Origin of the sequence: Lonsdalea quercina subsp. quercina, assembly GCF_000688695.1 — a bacterium.
Taxonomy (GTDB): domain Bacteria; phylum Pseudomonadota; class Gammaproteobacteria; order Enterobacterales; family Enterobacteriaceae; genus Lonsdalea; species Lonsdalea quercina_D.
On sequence record NZ_JIBQ01000021.1, the window covers coordinates 1 to 18,848 of the forward strand.

The following is an 18,848-nucleotide window of genomic DNA, read 5'->3' on the forward strand; positions in this document are numbered from 1 at the left end:
CATCACGCCGGCTCTGCCAGTGGTAGACAGTTCTGCTCTGCATCAGCAGGCCGCATCCGCGGCGGACACTGATACGATAAGCTTCAAGCAGGAAATGCACCGCCTGGCGCTTCTGAGCCGGCCTCAGAACTTTCGCTTCAATACCTCCTGAAGCATCTCCTTGTCCAGGCTCAGATCTGCCACCAGCTTCTTCAGCCGCTGATTTTCATCCTCCAACTGCCGCAGACGTCGTAGTTCCGTCACGCCCAGCCCGCCGAATTTCTTCTTCCAATTGTAAAAAGTGGCCTCAGAAATCCCCATCTTTCTGCAGACTTCCCCGACGCGGGTGCCGGTTTCGGCTTGTTTCAGCGCAAACGCAATCTGTTCTTCGGTATAACGGGTCTTTTTCATGGCAATGAGCCTCTCTGGGTAATGGAAGAAAGACCGGATACTTCAGTTTAGACTGGCACTGTTTTCAGGGGGAAGGTCAGCTCAAAATGGCCTCCGGATGCACACGCAAACGGTTTCGTTTATACTGCGCCGGAATTCTTAACCGCATCGGATACGACTTTTATGTTAACAATTGGAACAGCCCTACGCCCCGGAGCCACCCGCGTCATGCTGCTGGGATCGGGCGAACTGGGAAAAGAAGTGGCGATTGAATGCCAACGCTTGGGAATTGAAGTCATCGCCGTCGACCGCTACGCCGACGCTCCGGCCATGCAGGTCGCACACCGTAGCCACGTCATAAATATGCTGGACGGCGAAGCGCTGGAACGGTTGATCGCTCAGGAAAAACCTGACTACATCGTTCCCGAAATTGAAGCCATCGCCACTGATACGCTGGTGGCTCTTGAGAAACAAGGGCAACGCGTCGTGCCATGCGCTCAGGCCACCCGATTAACGATGAATCGGGAAGGTATTCGCCGCCTGGCGTCTGAAACTCTGGGCGTTCCCACCTCTCCCTACCGTTTTGCCGATAGCGAAGAAGGCTTTCGCGAAGCCGTGCAGGACATTGGCTTTCCCTGCATCGTAAAACCCGTTATGAGCTCATCAGGAAAAGGCCAGAGCCTGATGCGTGAAGCCCAGCAATTGGACTCAGCCTGGCGCTATGCGCAGGAAGGCGGACGGGCCGGTGGCGGGAAAGTGATTGTCGAAGGGCTGGTGAAATTTGATTTCGAAATCACCTTGCTGACCGTCAACGCCATCGACGGGCTTCACTTTTGCGACCCGATAGGCCACCGCCAAGAGGATGGCGACTATCGAGAGTCCTGGCAGCCGCAGCAGATGAGCGCTGTGGCGCTTGAACGGGCAAAAGATATCGCCGGCAAAGTCGTTACAGCACTTGGCGGTTACGGCCTATTTGGCGTTGAGCTGTTTGTCTGCGGCGATGACGTCATTTTCAGCGAAGTCTCGCCGCGGCCGCACGATACCGGCATGGTGACGTTGATTTCTCAAGATTTGTCGGAGTTTGCCTTACACGTACGCGCTTTCCTCGGCCTGCCGGTGGGCGCCATTCGCCAGTACGGCGCAGCGGCTTCCGCGGTGATACTGCCGAATCTGACCAGCAGCGACGTTCGCTATCAGGGATTGGAACACGCCCTGCTGCCACAGACGCAAATCCGCCTGTTCGGCAAACCGGAAATCAGCGGCCAGCGTCGAATGGGCGTCGCATTAGCGATGGACGATACGACAGACTCAGCCGTACAGCGCGCCAAGGTTGTCGCCGCGGCGGTGCAGGTCAACGGTTAACATTCAAAGGCGCAGCCTCTCTGCGCCCTTTTTTTGCCTTATACAATATCCCACGCTATTGCCCTGCCACGATGGATGCGCCCCTTTAAGCCTCGCTGCATCCCGTTCCCCTATTAGCCCACATCGAAAATATTCAGTTAGGTTTGAGCGAAGGGAAAAAAGCGCCGCGGAGGCGTTAACATAGACTTCAACCATAAAAAAACCACCTCCGAAGAGGTGGTTCAGAAGCCGCTCTCATACGCGGTTATAACGTCATTGACGCATATTCACCGTATGATGTGCCGAATTAGGCTTTAGCGCCTTCAACTGCCGTGCGAGCTAGATCGGTGATTCGACCGTAATCGCCGGACTCCAGCGCGTCAGCCGGCACCAGCCAAGAGCCGCCCACACATAGCACGCTTTTCAGCGCCAGATAGTCGCGGTAGTTATTCGGCGTAATCCCACCGGTGGGGCAAAAACGGATTTTGCCAAACGGACCCGCGATAGCCTGCAGGGCTTTCACGCCGCCGTTAGCCTCAGCCGGGAAGAATTTAAACTCCGTCAATCCGTAATCCATGCCCAGCATCAGTTCAGAAACGGTGCTGATACCCGGAATCAGCGGAATATCGCCCGCCGTCGCCGCTTTCAACAGCGGCTCAGTCAACCCAGGGCTGATGGCGAACTGCGCGCCGGCATCGACAACCTCGGCCAGCTGTTGAGGATTGGTCACCGTTCCCGCGCCCACAATCGCGTCCGGTACTTCTTTCGCAATCAGGCGAATCGCTTCTACCGCACATTCGGTGCGCAACGTGAGTTCCAGTACGCGGATACCACCAGCGACCAAGGCTTTCGCCATGGGAACCGCATGTTCCAGTTTATTCACGACGATCACCGGAATGACCGGGCTTGCCGTCAGAATCTGTTCCGCACTGGTTTTCCAGTTTTTCATTAAGCGCTTTCTCCACTCATGTCTAAAAGGCATTGATTAATTTGGCGCGGCCGCCCCATGAGTCGACCGGGCCGTGATTCGTTACCTCTTCGGCCCCCGACAAAACAGAGGCCGAGGACAATCACTACTCGACTTCGTTCCAGGAACGGCCATCACGGGTAATCATCGCTACGGACGCAACCGGCCCCCACGAGCCTGCCTGATAAGGCTTAGGCGCATCATTGTCCTGCCCCCAGGCTTCCATAATGGAGTCTACCCACTTCCAGGCTTCTTCCACTTCGTCGCGACGAACGAACAGCGCCTGAATACCCCGCATCGTTTCCAGCAACAGCCGCTCGTACGCATCGGCCAGATGCTCCTGATTGAACGTTTCGGAGAAGCTAAGGTCCAATTTGGTCGTCTGCAGACGGTGCTTATGATCCAGACCCGGGATTTTGTTCAAAATCTGAATCTCAATTCCTTCGTCAGGCTGAAGACGAATAATCAGTTTGTTTTGAGGCAGTTGCTGATAGGAGTCGTGGAACAGATTGAGCGCAGGGTTTTTGAAATACACCACGACTTCTGAACATTTGCTCGGCAGGCGTTTACCGGTTCGCAGGTAGAATGGCACGCCGGACCAGCGCCAGTCGTCGATATCCACGCGAAGGGCGACGAATGTCTCGGTATTGCTCGATTTGTTGGCGCCTTCTTCTTCCAGGTAACCCGGCACTTTCTTGCCCTGAACGAAACCGGAAGTGTATTGGCCGCGTACGGTCGTGTCATGAATATTGGAACGGTCGATACGGCGCAGAGAACGCAAAACTTTGACCTTCTCATCACGAATACGGTCCGTCGTCAGGTCCGACGGCGGCGACATCGCGATCATGGTCAGTATCTGCAGCAGATGGTTCTGGATCATATCGCGCATCTGTCCGGCCTGGTCGAAATACCCCCAACGGCCTTCAATACCCACCTCTTCGGCGACGGTGATCTGAACATGGTCGATGGTGCTGTTATCCCAATTATTGGCAAACAGCGAATTGGCGAAGCGCAGCGCCAACAGGTTCAGAACCGTTTCTTTCCCGAGATAATGGTCAATACGATAAACCTGGCATTCGTTGAAGTATTCCGCCACCTGGTCATTGATGACCTGCGAAGAGGCCAAATCGGTTCCCAGCGGTTTTTCCATCACGACGCGAGCGGGCTCTTTGTTTAACCCCGCCTTGCCAAGACCGCCGCAGATAGCCCCGAAGGTGCTGGGCGGCATGGCGAAATAGTTGATCGTTACGCGGTTCTCCTGGTCAAGCATGTCGCCCAATCGCTTGAAACCCGCGGCATCCTGTACATCCAGATTGCAGAAATCCAGCCGCTCGCTCAGTGTTTTCCACAGTTTATCGTCCAGCGGCTCTTTGAGAAAAGTATCCAGCGCTTCCCGCACGACTTTGGTGTAGGCCTTTTTATCCCAGTCCGCTCGGCCAACGCCGATGATACGGGTATCCGGGTGGATATGACCTGCTTTTTCCAGTTGATACAGTGAAGGCAGCAATTTACGGCGCGCCAAATCCCCTTTTGCACCGAAAATCACCAGGTCACATGCCTGGGCCGTTGACGTTACCGCCATGTTCTATCTCCTCATTGCAGGATGCTGTAATTTTATTACATATGTAATGTACTATTTTTGGCTGGGACCAGTAAACCGTTAGCCTGCGACATACCCCACAAATCGCGGTGTAACAACGCGATACCTGAATATTCTCGTTGGCACACTGATAACGACACCCGTCTTAGAGAGAAAATGAGCTAACAGTTTTGACAGTGAATGACTATTTTGAAAGTTAGACACACGTCATGTTCTGGTGAAAAAACCACACTTTCGCTACGCCGCCCTCTGCCACGCCAGATTAGCGCATAGTATATTTCCACGAAATTCACATCGATTCACCTTTAGCTGAAATCGACATGACCATTGATGGTATCACTCTATGAAAATGCTGGATAAAGTTCGGACGCACCTGGAGCTATTGAGTAAGTCGGAAAGAAAAGTCGCTGAAGCCATTCTCGCCTCCCCTCAGTCAGCCATCCATTCCAGTATAGCGACACTCGCTAAGTTAGCGGATGTGAGCGAACCCACCGTCAATCGATTCTGCCGGCGGCTGGACAGCAAAGGCTTCCCTGATTTCAAACTGAAGCTGGCGCAAAGTCTCGCTAACGGCACACCCTACGTGAATCGCAACGTGGAGGAAGATGATACGGTTGAGGCCTACACCGCTAAAATCTTCGAGTCCACCATGGCCGGTCTGGAACACGCCAAATCGTGTCTCGACATCGCTGCGATCAACCGGGCAGTCGACCTGCTGACCCAGGCTCGCAAAATTTCCTTCTTTGGATTCGGGGCCTCGGCGGCCGTCGCGCATGATGCAATGAACAAATTCTTTCGCTTCAACATCCCCGTGGCCTACTTCGACGATTTGGTCATGCAGCGCATGAGCTGCATGAACTCGGGCGAAGGTGACGTCGTGGTGTTGATTTCACATACCGGACGCACCAAAACGCTGGTGGACATGGCCCGTATTGCCCGCGAGAATGACGCGACGGTTATCGCTATCACTTCCGAAGGTACGCCGTTGGCACGAGAAGCGTCGTTAACCCTCCAGTTGGAGGTGCCGGAAGATACCGACGTCTACATGCCGATGGTGTCGCGCATCGCTCAACTCACGCTGATTGATGTCCTGGCGACAGGGTTTACCTTAAGGCGCGGCGCGAAATTTAGAGATAACTTGAAACGCGTCAAGGAAGCCTTAAAAGAATCGCGTTTTGATAAAGAAGGACCGTTCAGCACCCCTTATAACTGATTTGCACTCAGCCGGCGTCGCGCCTTTTCGTCGGTACGGTTCAACCGCCACGGCTCCCCATTGTGCGGGGCCGCCCTCTCCCCCCAGAGAGAAGCGTCAGCCGTGTTTTAGCTACTTTCGCCCTATTTCCGCTTCACCAGTCAACGGAGTCATCCATGTCCAGACGGTTAAGAAGAACGAAGATTGTTACCACTTTGGGACCGGCAACCGACCGCGACAATAATCTGGAAAGGATTATTGCCGCCGGTGCGAACGTTGTCCGCTTGAACTTTTCTCACGGCACCGCAGAAGACCATCAACTACGTGCCGCTAATGTGCGTGAAATTGCGGCAAGATTAGGCCGCCACGTCGCTGTTCTTGGCGATCTCCAGGGTCCAAAAATTCGCGTTTCCACCTTCAAGGAAGGCAAGGTTTTCCTCAACGTCGGCGACAAATTTCTGCTCGACGCCAGTCTGGGTCGCGGGGAAGGCAATAAAGAAGCCGTCGGTATCGACTATAAAGGCCTGCCCGATGACGTTGTTTCCGGCGACATCCTGCTGCTGGATGATGGTCGCGTTCAGCTCAAAGTGCTTGAGGTCGTTGATGCGAAGGTCTATACGGAGGTGACCGTCGGTGGCCCGTTGTCGAACAATAAAGGCATCAACAAACTGGGTGGTGGGCTCTCTGCGGCTGCACTGACCGACAAAGACAAAGCGGATATCGTGACTGCCGCTAAAATCGGCGTGGACTATCTGGCCGTGTCTTTCCCCCGTACCGGCGCCGATCTCAATTACGCCCGTCAACTGGCATTGGAGGCGGGCTGTGAAGCCAAAATCGTCTCCAAAGTCGAACGCGCAGAAGCCGTTGCGACGGATGAAGCCATGGACGATATCATCCTGGCTTCCGACGTTGTCATGGTGGCCCGAGGCGATCTGGGCGTTGAAATCGGCGACCCTGAGCTGGTCGGCATCCAGAAAAAATTGATCCGTCGCGCCCGCAAGCTCAACCGCGCGGTCATCACCGCGACGCAGATGATGGAGTCGATGATCACCAATCCGATGCCGACGCGCGCAGAAGTAATGGACGTCGCCAACGCCGTGTTGGACGGCACCGACGCCGTTATGCTGTCAGCGGAGACCGCCGCGGGCCAGTATCCGGCGGAAACGGTAGCAGCGATGGCCAACGTGTGTCTGGGCGCGGAAAAAATTCCGAGTATCAACGTCTCCACGCACCGTTTGGACGCCGAATTCGATAACGTCGAAGAGTCGGTGGCGATGTCGGCTATGTATGCCGCCAACCATCTGAAAGGCGTGACCGCCATCGTTGCGATGACCGAGTCTGGTCGTACCGCGTTGATGATGTCCCGCATCAGCTCCGGACTGCCTATTTTTGCTATGTCGCGTCATGAAAGCACGCTGAATCTGACCGCGCTGTATCGTGGCGTCACGCCCGTTCAATTCACTCGTTATTCCGACGGCGTGGAAGCCGCGAATGATGCCGTCATTCTGCTGCGCGATAAGGGGTTCCTGATGTCCGGCGATCTGGTGATTGTCACGCAGGGCGATGTCATGGGTACGGTTGGCACGACAAATACGGTCAGGATCTTGCGGGTCGAATAAACGGATTGTCACTCTCCGTCATCCCTGGTGACGGGGATATTTTTGGGATATAAAAAAGCCGGAACTCCCGGCTTTTTTATAAGGGTGAAAGTTAAATATTATCTGCAAGAGTCGATGATTTGTCACAGGGATGCGCCATCACTTTGTTTATTTCATCATCCGAGTTGAGTTTCTGACTTCATCACGACCCATTTCTATTTTCAACACCCTTTTTAGCTCACTTTTTGGGCGGGAATAATTCCTGCTGTTTTTCTTTGGACGAATTGACGTTATTGGCGTGATGCTGCACGGCTGAATTTTTCGCCTGCACCTTTTCGTGCAATTGCGTGTTTTTCTTTTGAATCGTTTTCTGACGATTTTCGACGCGGGATTTGGCCGCCTGACGTTCCGCTTCCACTTTTTTCGCCGAATGCGTGCCGACGTCGTGGCTAGCGGCTGCTACGCGACCATGGTCCGTAACAACAGGTGCCTTGACGTTACCGTTGTAGGCAGGATCCACCGCCGCGTTGGCTGCCGTAAAACTCAGTGCTGATGTCGCCAGTAAGACACCTAAAAAAACAGGTTTAAAATGCATAATGAATATCCTTTTACCGCACTATTTAATCAAAATGGCCGGTCATATAAAAACGCATCGGAGATGTGTCGCTCGCTTAATTTATAGACCTAACGCTAAAGTCATCTTAATGACAACCATGAGGAGAGTAATAACATAGGGATAAAGGATATTAATACGAGGAATTGTCCGAGATAATAGAGTATTAGGCATGAACAAGACGCTAATTATGTCTTACGTTCGGATAGGGTAAAGTTTAATGAAAATTTGTTTCCACATTCACCGATGCCGTTATTTCCGGCACCGGTGAAGTGTGATAAATGACGAAGTGATAGCGCATCAAGCCGTCGTGATATTATAAATCTTTGCGCTGGTAAGGTTCCGTTTCTCCCGGTTTGCGGGTCTTCAATAATTTCAGAATCCAGGTGTACTGTTCCGGATTGGGACGGACCAAATACTCCAGTTCTTCGTTCATTCGGCGAGCGATGCCCTTATCGTCCGCCTCCGCGATATCGCTCATCGGCGGACGGATATAAATTTCCAGCCGTGAAGTCCGAGCATTGTAGATCGGAAATAGCGGAACAATCTCACTACGGCAGACTTTCATCAAACGACCAATCGCGGGCAGCGTGGCCTTATAGGTAGCGAAGAAGTCCACGAATTCGCTGTGCTCGGCCCCGTGGTCCTGATCCGGTAAATAGTAGCCCCAATAGCCTTCCCGCACCGACCCGATAAAGGGTTTGATCCCATCGTTACGCGTGTGCAACCTGCCGCCAAAGCGGCGTCTCAGCAAGTTCCACAGATAATCGACCAGCTCATTTTTCTGGTTGTGGATCATCGCCGCCATTTTCTGGCCGCGCCAGCTCATCAGCATTGCCGGCAGGTCGACCGCCCAGCCGTGCGGCACCATGAAGATCACGTTTCGATCCTGGTCCCTCAACGTATCGATGATGTCTTCGCCGTGCCACCGCACTCGCTCATAAACGCGTCTTGCCGGAAGAATCGCCAGCTCGACCATCAGAACGATGGACTGAATGGATGTCGCGAACATGTCATCGATGATCTTCTCACGCTGTGACTCGGTTAGCTCTGGCATACACAACAGCAGGTTGATGCGTGCGCGGCGGCGCGCGCCTTTAGAAACGCGTCCAACCATGCGACCTAACGCGCCCAGCACCGGATCGCGCAGCTTGGCCGGTAGGCAGGCAACTAGCGCCAGCGCGCCCGCTCCCAGCCAAATCCCCCAATAACGTGGGAGAAAAAAAGCAGATTGGAATTGGGGAATGAACTCGGACCGATTTTTCTTCACTTTTTCCATGCGTTTACTCTTGAGTACTTAATGGCGACCGCGTTGTGGGCAGTCAGCCTGGTAACAGTCATTAAGCCGGATCGCCGTCCTGAGAGGTCGCGACCCACAAAAAAACAGCCGGTGGCGATGAGGCGACCGGCTGTTGCAAGACGTTGGGGAAGTTAATCCAGCTGCAACTGCGGCAGCATCTCGCGCACCTGAGCCAGGTAGTCACGACGTTCTTTGCCGTCCAGCCCTTCGGAGCGCGGCAGCTTCGCCGTCAGCGGATTGACCGCCTGCTGGTTAATCCAGACTTCATAATGCAAATGCGGTCCGGTTGAGCGGCCAGTGTTGCCCGACAGCGCGATACGGTCGCCGCGTTTGACTTTCTGCCCCGGTTTAACGAGGAGTCGGCTCAAATGCATATAGCGCGTGGTGTACTGGCGACCATGACGTAAGGCGATGTAATTGCCTGCCGCTCCATCGCGCTTCGCGACCACCACTTCCCCATCCCCGATAGCCAACACGGGCGTTCCCACCGGCAGCGCAAAATCGACGCCGCGATGCGGTGCCACACGGCCCGTAACAGGATTAAGCCGACGAGGGTTAAAGTTGGAAGAGATTTTGAACTGTTTCATGGTCGGGAACCGCATAAAGCCGCGAGATAACCCAGAACCTTCACGATCGTAGAACTTCCCATCTTCAGAACGGAAAGCATAGTAATCTTTACCGCCGCTGCGCAGACGAACGGCCAGCAGTTCGCTTTGCTCGTTGTGTCCATCCAGCACTTCGCGGGACATCAGCACCGAGAAACGATCGTCGAGACGCAATTTACGGAAGTCTAGCTGCCACTGCAGCGCTTTGATCACTTCGCGCACTTCGCCGTTGGTCAGCCCCGCATTCAATGCGCTGTTGACAAAGCTGCCCGTCAGCCGCCCGGTCAACACCTTGTTGTGCCAATCGCCCTGCATGTTTTCGATCGCTTCCTTGAAAACATCGCCCTTACGGGTATAGGTGCGAACTTCGCGTCGGGAAACCTGCCAACGCAAGCTTTGCAAATCGCCGTCCTTTCCCAGTTCCCAGGAAATCTGCTGACCGATCTTCAAATTGCGCAATGCGGAATTCTGCTCCGCTAAAGTCGCGATATCGGACATATCGATGCCGTACTGGGTCAGTATGCTGCTGAGGGTATCGCCGGTAGAGACGACATATTCATGCGCGGCGTTGCCATCGGAAACATTATCGTCCAGTTCATCCTTCGGGATATCGTCCGAGGGCGTCGGCTGGTCGAGCATCGTATTGTCGTCGCTGTCGGCGGAGTTCGCATTAGCGGATGAAGGCGCGTCCAGCGGTTCGCTGGCGGGAGGGGTTAACGTTTTAGGCTGATTTCTTTCATTATCAGCATCTTTGATAATCACAGGCGCATCATTGACCGGGGGATAAACCATTGGCCGCCAGACGGCGACGGCCAAAGTTACTATGGTCAGAGACCCCAACATCACTCGGTGAGGTCTTGGGAGAGTGTTATACGCCTGAGCGATAGTTCGGACTATCTGCTGCACTTATTCGTATCCTCATGATTTTTTCTCCAGGCAGCTCAGATACTGGTTAGACAATTGCAGCAGAAAACGCGCATAGCTGTCTTTATCCAGAGCGATGTCACTTCCCAGCGGGTCCAGGACGCCCATGCGTACCTGCGTTCCCTTAGCGACAGCACTGATGACCGCTGGCCTGAATTGTGGCTCAGCAAAAACGCATTCCGCTTTGTGCTCAACCAACTGTGTTCGTATTTGATGTAAACGCTGTGCTCCGGGCGAGATAGCCGGATTGATCGTGAAGTAACCAAGTGGGCTTAATCCATAGTGTTGTTCAAAATACCCATAGGCATCATGAAACACGAAATAGCCTTTGTTTCGCACAGGCGCCAGCATATTAACAATATTTTTATCCGTATGTGCAAGTTTCTCAGTGAAATGAGTCAGATTCGCGTCTAATTTGTCCTTATTCTGCGGCATTAGTTCCAATAATTTGTCATGAATGGCGATCGCGGACGCTTGCGCCATTTCCGGTGACAGCCAGAGGTGCATGTTGAACTCGCCATGATGATGGCCGTCGTCATGCTCTTCATCCGCGGCCGCCGCGCCGTGCGCGGGCTCGTCGTCATGCCCGGCATGCGCCTCTCCAGCGTGGGCAGCATCGTCATGATCCGTGTGCTCGCTATTCCCCTCGTGGTCACTTTCGCCGTGGTGATGAGATGCTTTGATCATCGCCGCTTTGATTTCAGGTAGTGTGGAAAGCGTGATCTGACGGTTTGCGGGAATTTGACTTAGCGGCTTTTGCAAGAAGGCTTCCATCTCCGGCCCGACCCAGATAACCAATTCAGAGGACTGTAAACGCTGGACATCAGAAGGACGGAGGGCATAATCGTGGGGCGACGCGCCGTCCGGCAGCAGCACTTCCGTCGGCGTCACCCCGTCCGCAATTGCGGCGGCGATGAAAGCCAGCGGGCGAATGGACGTCNCCACGTCCGCAGAAGCGATTGGGGCAGCCCCAGCCGCCACCATTAACGTGCTGACGGTTAACGCTTTTTTTATCCAGTGGTGTAAATTAGGGCGTGTCATGACAGGTCATCCATCGATTTCAGAAAAAATTTTCGTTATATTATAACGTCACACGGTATCTGCAAGCAGAATTCTATGTCTACACTGGTTTCTCTCGATAACATCTCCGTCCAGTTCGGCAGCCGGCGCGTACTCTCAGACATTTCGCTGACGCTGCAGCCTGGACGTATCCTCACACTTTTGGGCCCGAACGGCGCCGGAAAATCGACGCTGGTCAGAGTCGTTCTTGGTCTACAGGACATTGCCGGCGGCACGCTAACCCGGACGCCGGGCCTGCGCATCGGCTACGTGCCTCAGAAGCTGCATCTTGACACCACCCTGCCCCTGACGGTCAGCCGATTTATGCAGCTCAGTCCCGGCGTCAAAAAGCAGGATATTCTGCCCGCATTAAAGCGGGTCAATGCCGGACATCTGCCGGAGCAGCCGATGCAAAAACTTTCCGGCGGCGAGACCCAACGAGTGCTGCTGGCCCGTGCGATTCTTACCCGTCCCCAATTGCTGGTGCTGGATGAGCCGACACAGGGCGTCGACGTCAACGGCCAGCTGGCGCTCTACGACCTGATCAACCAGCTGCGCCAGGAGTATGGCTGCGGGGTGTTGATGGTCTCCCATGACCTGCACCTGGTGATGGCGAAAACGGATGAAGTCCTGTGTCTCAATCAGCACGTGTGCTGCTCTGGCGCCCCGGAAGTCGTTTCTCTGCACCCCGAGTTTTTGGCCATGTTCGGCCAGCGCGGCGCAGAACAGCTGGCCGTTTACCGGCATCACCACAATCATCGACATGATTTAAATGGAAAAGTGATTTTGAAAAGGCAGGATGGCGCATGATCGAATTGTTATTTCCCGGCTGGCTCGCGGGAATATTGCTGGCTGTGGCAGCCGGTCCGTTGGGCTCCTTCGTGGTATGGCGCAGAATGTCTTACTTTGGCGATACGCTTGCGCATGCTTCTCTGCTGGGCGTCGCCTTTGGACTGCTGCTGGATGTGAATCCCTTCTACGCCGTGATTGCCGTCACGCTAGCGCTGGCGCTCGGGCTGGTGTGGCTCGAACGTCGCCCTTACCTCGCCATTGATACGCTGCTGGGCATTATGGCGCACAGTGCGCTCTCGTTAGGTCTGGTTGTGGTTAGCCTGATGAGTAACGTTCGGGTCGACCTTATGGCCTACCTGTTCGGCGACCTGCTTTCCGTCACCACCGACGACCTGTGGTTCATCGGCTGCGGGGTCGTGGTGGTCGTGGCGGTTCTGTGCTGGCAATGGCGCGCGCTGCTTTCCATGACAATCAGTCCGGAGCTGGCGCACGTCGACGGGGTCTCGCTGCAACGCAGCAAACTCCTGTTAATGCTGGTGACCGCATTAACCATCGGTCTGGCCATGAAATTTGTCGGCGCGCTGATTATCACGTCGCTGCTAATTATCCCCGCCGCCGCCGCCCGGCGCTTTGCCCGCACGCCCGAACAGATGGCGGGGATCGCCATTGTCATCGGGATGATTGCCGTGACGGGTGGCTTGGCGCTTTCAGCCGATGCCAACACCCCGGCGGGTCCTTCCGTCGTGCTCTGCGCCTCTTTGCTGTTTATGCTGAGCCTAGTGAAGAAGCAATCCGCCTAGTTTCGCCGCTGGTCTGCGTGATCCTCATGCAGGCCAGTTCAATGCCCTCTCCCCTAACTTTTGCCTTATCGGACGTTCTGAAAAGAAGAAGGCCGCACTATAGGCACTATAGGCGGCCTTCTGCAAAACCCGTTCAGACAATAACGTCAGCCTTACTCTTCCCGTGTCAAACCGAAGTGACGATAGGCGTGCTGCGTGGCGATGCGTCCACGCGGCGTGCGCTGTAAAAAGCCCTGCTGAATCAAAAATGGCTCCAGCACATCCTCAATAGTTTCACGCTCTTCGCCAATGGCCGCAGCCAGGTTATCCAGTCCGACCGGGCCGCCCATGAACTTATCAATGACCGCCAACAGCAACTTGCGGTCCATATAGTCGAAGCCTTCGGAGTCGACCGCCAGCATATCCAACGCCTGAATCGCGATGTCTCCGTCAATCACACCATTCGACTTCACCTCGGAAAAGTCCCGTACGCGACGCAACAGCCGGTTGGCGATACGCGGCGTACCGCGCGCACGGCGGGCCACTTCCAACGCACCTTCCTCCGTCATCTCCAGTCCGAGACAAACGGCGCTGCGGCCAACGATATGCTGCAAATCCGGAACCTGATAGAACTCCAGACGCTGAACGATGCCGAAGCGGTCACGCAGCGGCGAGGTCAACGATCCCGCCCGGGTCGTGGCGCCCACCAGCGTGAACGGAGGAAGATCCAACTTGATTGAACGCGCAGCAGGACCTTCGCCGATCATGATGTCCAGCTGATAGTCTTCCATCGCAGGATAAAGCACCTCTTCCACCACCGGCGACAGGCGATGAATTTCATCAATGAAGAGCACATCGTGGGGTTCAAGGTTAGTCAGCAGCGCGGCCAGATCGCCTGCTTTTTCCAGCACGGGTCCGGACGTGGTGCGCAGGTTCACCCCCATTTCGTTGGCCACGATATTGGCCAACGTGGTTTTGCCCAATCCGGGAGGACCGAAGATTAACAGGTGATCCAGCGCATCGCCCCGCTGTCTCGCCGCCTGTATGAAGATTTCCATCTGCTCGCGCACCTTGGGCTGGCCGACGTACTCCGCCAGCAACTTGGGGCGAATAGCGCGATCCAGCACCTCTTCTTCGGAGACGACCTCGGGGGAAATTAAACGATCGGCTTCAATCATGGCTACCTCAAAGAACGGCGCGCAGCGCGTCTCGGATCAGGGTTTCACAATCAGCACCAGGTTTGGCGACCTTGCTGATCATCCGGCTGGCTTCCTGTGGTTTATAACCCAGCGCCACCAGCGCAGACTCCGCCTCAGCTTCAATATCCGCAGACGATGCTGCGGCATCCGTTGCCGGCGGCAAGCTCAGGTCGCTGGCTGGATTGAACATATCGCCATTGAGTCCCTTGAAGCGATCCTTCATCTCAACCNCCAGACGCTCGGCCGTTTTCTTGCCCACGCCAGGCAGTTTCACCAGAGCGCCAATTTCCTGACGCTCGACCGCGCCGACAAACTGCTGCGCCGACATACCGGAAAGAATGGCCAACGCCAGTTTGGGCCCGACGCCATTGACTTTGATTAGCTCTCTGAACAGGGAACGTTCCTGTTTGTTGTTGAACCCGAACAGCAGCTGTGCATCTTCACGCACGACAAAATGGGTGAAGATAATCGCTTCTTGTCCCAGCTCGGGCAACTCGTAGAAACAGGTCATCGGCATATGCACTTCATACCCCACGCCGTTGGCTTCAATCAATACCTGCGGGGGTTGTTTTTCCAGAATGATGCCTCTGAGACGACCTATCACGTGACGTTTCCTTTTGAATTTACGCTTAACGATGGGGTATAGCTTATACCATAAAAAAGGCTGGATGAATATCCAGCCTGGTCTCTAGCGCAATCGCCCTCGCGCTAAGGTTAGCCTCTCCTGCCCCATGCGGGTCAAGTTCTGACTGAAGTGACAATGCGTGATGGCGATAGCCAGCGCATCGGCGGCGTCCGCCTGGGGATTCGCGGGTAGTTTCAGCAATGATCGCACCATATGCTGCACCTGGCTTTTTTCCGCAGCGCCGGTGCCGACCACCGTTTGCTTCACCTGCCGCGCCGCATATTCAAAAACCGGCAACGACTGGTTGACCGCCGCGACGATGGCCGCTCCCCGCGCCTGTCCAAGCTTCAGCGCCGAGTCTGCATTTCGCGCCATGAAAACCTGTTCGATGGCGAAACAGTCCGGCTGAAACTGCGTGATGATTTCGCTCACTCCCGCATAAATCAGCTTGAGCCGCCCGGGGATATCGTCCACCACGGTGCGAATGCAGCCGCTACCCAGGTAGCTGATCTGCCGCCCCTGCTGGCGGACGATGCCATAACCGGTGATTCGCGAACCAGGGTCAATACCTAAGATGATCGTCAACGCCTGTCTCCCCACCGGTTCATCGCCGGCAACGCCATTACAGCAGCGCCGCCACCTCGTCGGAGATCTCACCGTTGTGGTAAACCTCCTGCACGTCGTCACAGTCTTCCAGCATGTCGATCAAACGCATCAGTTTCGGTGCGGTTTCTGCATCCATGTCGGCCTTGGTAGAAGGGATCATGGACACTTCTGCGGCTTCAGCCACCAGACCGGCGGCATCCAGCGCATCTTTGACTTCACCGAAGGTCTCCCACGGCGTGTAAACGTCGATAGCGCCGTCGTCATAGGTCACGACATCGTCAGCGCCCGCTTCCAGCGCCGCATCCATTACCGTGTCTTCATCCAAACCCGGCGCATAGGAGATCACGCCTTTTTTGGTGAAGAGATAGGCGACGGAGCCGTCGGTCCCGAGGTTACCGCCGCTTTTGGTAAAGGCGTGACGGACTTCGGAAACCGTACGGTTACGGTTGTCGCTCAGGCATTCCACCATCACCGCGGTGCCGCCGGGGCCGTAACCTTCATAGATGATGGTTTCCATGTTATCAGCATCATCGCCGCCCACGCCGCGAGCAATCGCACGGTTAAGGGTGTCACGCGTCATGTTGTTGGACAGCGCTTTATCGACCGCAGCACGCAAACGCGGGTTGGAAGCGACTTCACCGCCGCCCAGACGGGCTGCCGTCACCAGCTCACGAATAATTTTGGTGAAAATTTTTCCGCGTTTAGAATCCTGCGCCGCTTTACGATGTTTCGTGTTGGCCCACTTACTATGACCTGCCATAAAAATCTCCGAAAAAAGCCTGTTCAGGCCGGATAAATAACAAATTCTTCAATCGCCTGCCGGTTACTCCATGACTTCGTCAGACGCGCCGCGCTGGGCGCGTCCAGCCACTGATACGCGAGGTGTTCGCTGATCCGCACCTCACGTTCCGTAGGTAACGCCAGACAGAACCACGATTCCTTATTGTGCGTGACCCCCGGGGCATAGCGATGTCTTAAATGAGCAAAAAGCTCGAACTCAACACAGCGGTGACAGTCGACAAGCGATAACGCTTCTGACGCGATATCGATGTCCACCTCTTCCTTTACTTCACGCTGTGCGGCATACCGCGCGGTTTCACCTTCTTCCAGACTGCCGGTAACCGACTGCCAGAAGTCAGGATCGTCGCGCCGTTGCAACATGAGCACCCGCCCGGTGTCACGGGCATAGATAACCACCAGAACCGAAACGGGTCGCTTATAGGTCATATCATGGATTCTCTGACCGTTGATCCTGTGCCGCTTTGCCTTTGCCCACAACCGCGATAGAGAGTTCATCCAACGCCGCCGGGTTGGCGAAGTTCGGGGCTTCGGTCATCAGGCAAGCTGCCGCCGTAGTTTTCGGGAACGCGATCACATCACGAATGTTGTCAGTCCCGGTCAACAGCATGACCAGACGGTCGAGACCAAATGCCAGACCGGCATGCGGCGGCGTGCCGAATTTGAGGGCGTCCAGCAGGAAGCCGAACTTCTCGCGCTGCTCATGTTCGGTGATGCCCAGAATGCGGAATACCGCCTGCTGCATGTCGCCATTGTGGATACGCACGGAACCACCGCCCACTTCATAGCCATTCAACACCATATCGTAGGCATTGGCGATAGCCGAGGTTGGCGCGGCTTCCAGCGCCTCCGGCGTCATGTTGCTCGGCGCGGTGAACGGATGGTGCATCGCCGTCAAACCGCCTTCGCCATCGTCTTCGAACATCGGGAAGTCGATGACCCACAGTGGGCGCCAGCTGCCTTCTTCCGTCAGTTTCAGGTCGCGACCCAGCTTCAGTCGCAGCGCGCCCAAAGCGTCAGAGACCACGTTAGCTTTGTCTGCGCCGAAGAAGATGATGTCGCCGTCCGCCGCACCGGTGCGTTCCAGCACTGCCGCGATGATCGCTTCATTCAGGAACTTGGCGACCGGACTCTGGATACCTTCGAGGCCTTTCGCACGCTCGTTAACCTTGATGTAGGCGAGACCTTTAGCGCCGTAAATCTCCACAAACTTCGCATATTCATCGATCTGTTTACGGCTCAGCTGCGATCCGCCTGGAACGCGCAGCGCGGCAACGCGGCCGCTGGCATCGTTGGCCGGGCCGGAGAACACTTTGAATTCAACGTCCTTCAACAGATCGGCAACGTCCACCAGCTCCATCGGGTTGCGCAGGTCCGGCTTATCGGAACCGTAGCGACGCATAGCTTCCGCAAAGGTCATGATCGGGAACTCGCCGAGATCGACGTCGAGGATATCCAGCCACAGCTCACGCACCAGTCTTTCCATCAGCTCGCGCACTTGCGGAGCCGTCAGGAATGATGTTTCCACATCGATCTGGGTGAACTCCGGCTGACGATCTGCACGCAGATCTTCGTCACGGAAACATTTTACGATCTGATAGTAGCGGTCGAAGCCTGACATCATCAGCAACTGTTTGAACAGCTGAGGCGACTGCGGCAGCGCGTAGAATTTGCCTTTATGTACCCGGCTTGGCACCAGATAGTCGCGCGCGCCTTCCGGCGTGGCTTTGGTCAGCATCGGCGTTTCAATATCCAGAAAACCGTTGCTGTCCATGTAACGACGTACAAAGCTGGTGATGCGCGCACGCGTTTTAAGACGCTGCGCCATTTCAGGACGGCGCAGATCGAGGTAGCGGTACTTCAGGCGAGCTTCTTCGCTGTTGACCTGATTGCCGTCCAGCGGCAACGGCTCAGCGCGGTTGATGATGGTCAGTGAAGTCGCGATAACTTCCACTTCACCCGTCGCCATGTCTTTGTTCACCTGATTGTCCGGACGGGCGCGCACCTGACCGGTCAGCCGAATACAAAATTCGTTACGCAGTTCAGAAGCCAGGGTAAATGCGTCTTGTCGATCAGGATCGAAAAAGACCTGAACCAGACCTTCGCGGTCACGCATATCAATGAAAATCAAGCCACCCAGATCGCGTCGACGGTTAACCCAGCCGCACAATGTCACTTCCTGGCCCACGTGGGACGAGTTTAACCGTCCGCAATATTCAGTACGCATCACGATGTCCTTTATACTCAACCGCCGTTGCCGCGCCCGGCCAACCCGTTTGACGGCTGGCGAAGCGACGGCATGATTTGCGGGAATACTGTCCGATGAAAAAAGGGGGGCATTATAAAGGAATTTCCCCCTTTCGATAAGAGTCCCGACTGGCTGTGGCGGCTTTCTTCACCACGCTGCCCTTTGTTTGATAAAAAAGTTAACATTATTATCATCTGGTAAACGTTTTTTGCTGGCCTGTTTACCGGCCTCCG

At 55.2% G+C, this 18,848-nt stretch carries 17 protein-coding genes and 1 pseudogene; 5 read left to right on the forward strand and 13 right to left on the reverse strand.

The features are described 5' to 3' along the window. A pseudogene (locus tag SB13_RS16415) lies at nt 1-390 on the reverse strand (transposase); the annotation flags it as partial. A 162-nt stretch (nt 391-552) separates the two neighbouring features. On the opposite strand from SB13_RS16415, the gene purT reads away from it, so the two are divergent. Next, nucleotides 553-1,731 (forward strand): formate-dependent phosphoribosylglycinamide formyltransferase, encoded by a 1,179-nt coding sequence (purT, locus tag SB13_RS16420; RefSeq protein ID WP_026741380.1) that lies wholly within the window; start codon nt 553-555, stop codon nt 1,729-1,731. 286 nt (nt 1,732-2,017) lie between these two features. Here purT and SB13_RS16425 read toward each other — a convergent pair whose 3' ends face one another. Together SB13_RS16425 and zwf are read right to left on the reverse strand one after the other, a co-directional pair. Continuing rightward, nucleotides 2,018-2,659 (reverse strand): bifunctional 4-hydroxy-2-oxoglutarate aldolase/2-dehydro-3-deoxy-phosphogluconate aldolase, encoded by a 642-nt coding sequence (locus SB13_RS16425; protein ID WP_026741381.1) that lies wholly within the window; start codon nt 2,657-2,659, stop codon nt 2,018-2,020. A 124-nt stretch (nt 2,660-2,783) separates the two neighbouring features. Further along, complete coding sequence (gene zwf / locus SB13_RS16430) at nt 2,784-4,259, reverse strand: glucose-6-phosphate dehydrogenase (RefSeq protein WP_026741382.1); 1,476 nt, start codon at nt 4,257-4,259, stop codon at nt 2,784-2,786. Nucleotides 4,260-4,620: 361 nt separating this feature from the next. On the opposite strand from zwf, the gene SB13_RS16435 reads away from it, so the two are divergent. Together SB13_RS16435 and pyk are read left to right on the forward strand one after the other, a co-directional pair. Beyond that, nucleotides 4,621-5,490, forward strand: coding sequence for a MurR/RpiR family transcriptional regulator (locus SB13_RS16435; protein ID WP_026741383.1), 870 nt, complete (start codon nt 4,621-4,623; stop codon nt 5,488-5,490). A gap of 155 nt (nt 5,491-5,645) precedes the next feature. Next, the gene (gene pyk, locus SB13_RS16440; protein WP_026741384.1) at nt 5,646-7,088 is read left to right on the forward strand and encodes a pyruvate kinase; all 1,443 of its coding nucleotides are present in this window, start codon (nt 5,646-5,648) and stop codon (nt 7,086-7,088) included. A gap of 217 nt (nt 7,089-7,305) precedes the next feature. Here the strand turns inward: pyk and SB13_RS16445 are convergent, their stop codons facing one another. The 4 genes from SB13_RS16445 to znuA all read right to left on the reverse strand — a co-directional run bounded on the left by SB13_RS16445 (nt 7,306) and on the right by znuA (nt 11,550). Further along, nucleotides 7,306-7,662 (reverse strand): hypothetical protein, encoded by a 357-nt coding sequence (locus SB13_RS16445; RefSeq protein WP_026741385.1) that lies wholly within the window; start codon nt 7,660-7,662, stop codon nt 7,306-7,308. Between the two features lie 334 nt (nt 7,663-7,996). Next, nucleotides 7,997-8,959, reverse strand: coding sequence for a lauroyl-Kdo(2)-lipid IV(A) myristoyltransferase (lpxM, locus tag SB13_RS16450; protein ID WP_026741386.1), 963 nt, complete (start codon nt 8,957-8,959; stop codon nt 7,997-7,999). 152 nt (nt 8,960-9,111) lie between these two features. Continuing rightward, entirely contained in the window at nt 9,112-10,491 is a 1,380-nt protein-coding gene (mepM, locus tag SB13_RS16455; protein WP_026741387.1) for a murein DD-endopeptidase MepM, read from the reverse strand. Between the two features lie 12 nt (nt 10,492-10,503). After that, a complete protein-coding gene (znuA, locus tag SB13_RS16460; protein WP_026741388.1) occupies nt 10,504-11,550 on the reverse strand; it encodes a zinc ABC transporter substrate-binding protein ZnuA in 1,047 nt (348 codons plus the stop codon). 75 nt (nt 11,551-11,625) lie between these two features. Here znuA and znuC point away from each other — a divergent pair, with 75 nt between their 5' ends. Next, entirely contained in the window at nt 11,626-12,378 is a 753-nt protein-coding gene (gene znuC / locus SB13_RS16465; RefSeq protein WP_026741389.1) for a zinc ABC transporter ATP-binding protein ZnuC, read from the forward strand. Beyond that, nucleotides 12,375-13,160: a zinc ABC transporter permease subunit ZnuB gene (znuB, locus tag SB13_RS16470; RefSeq protein ID WP_026741390.1), complete on the forward strand. Its 786-nt coding sequence runs from the start codon at nt 12,375-12,377 to the stop codon at nt 13,158-13,160. The genes znuC and znuB overlap by 4 nt, the downstream gene beginning before the upstream one ends. A 152-nt stretch (nt 13,161-13,312) precedes the next feature. Here the strand turns inward: znuB and ruvB are convergent, their stop codons facing one another. The 6 genes from ruvB to aspS all read right to left on the reverse strand — a co-directional run bounded on the left by ruvB (nt 13,313) and on the right by aspS (nt 18,594). Continuing rightward, nucleotides 13,313-14,317 (reverse strand): Holliday junction branch migration DNA helicase RuvB, encoded by a 1,005-nt coding sequence (gene ruvB, locus SB13_RS16475; RefSeq protein ID WP_026741391.1) that lies wholly within the window; start codon nt 14,315-14,317, stop codon nt 13,313-13,315. A gap of 7 nt (nt 14,318-14,324) precedes the next feature. After that, a complete protein-coding gene (ruvA, locus tag SB13_RS16480) occupies nt 14,325-14,942 on the reverse strand; it encodes a Holliday junction branch migration protein RuvA (RefSeq protein ID WP_026741392.1) in 618 nt (205 codons plus the stop codon). Between the two features lie 84 nt (nt 14,943-15,026). Continuing rightward, nucleotides 15,027-15,548, reverse strand: coding sequence for a crossover junction endodeoxyribonuclease RuvC (gene ruvC / locus SB13_RS16485; RefSeq protein ID WP_026741393.1), 522 nt, complete (start codon nt 15,546-15,548; stop codon nt 15,027-15,029). Between the two features lie 37 nt (nt 15,549-15,585). Further along, on the reverse strand, nt 15,586-16,329 hold the full coding sequence (locus tag SB13_RS16490) for a YebC/PmpR family DNA-binding transcriptional regulator (protein ID WP_026741394.1): 744 nt from the start codon (nt 16,327-16,329) through the stop codon (nt 15,586-15,588). A gap of 23 nt (nt 16,330-16,352) precedes the next feature. Further along, nucleotides 16,353-16,796 (reverse strand): dihydroneopterin triphosphate diphosphatase, encoded by a 444-nt coding sequence (gene nudB, locus SB13_RS16495; protein WP_026741395.1) that lies wholly within the window; start codon nt 16,794-16,796, stop codon nt 16,353-16,355. 1 nt (nt 16,797) lies between these two features. After that, nucleotides 16,798-18,594, reverse strand: a complete 1,797-nt coding sequence (aspS, locus tag SB13_RS16500) for an aspartate--tRNA ligase (protein WP_026741396.1) — start codon at nt 18,592-18,594, stop codon at nt 16,798-16,800. Between the last annotated feature and the right edge of the window lie 254 nt (nt 18,595-18,848).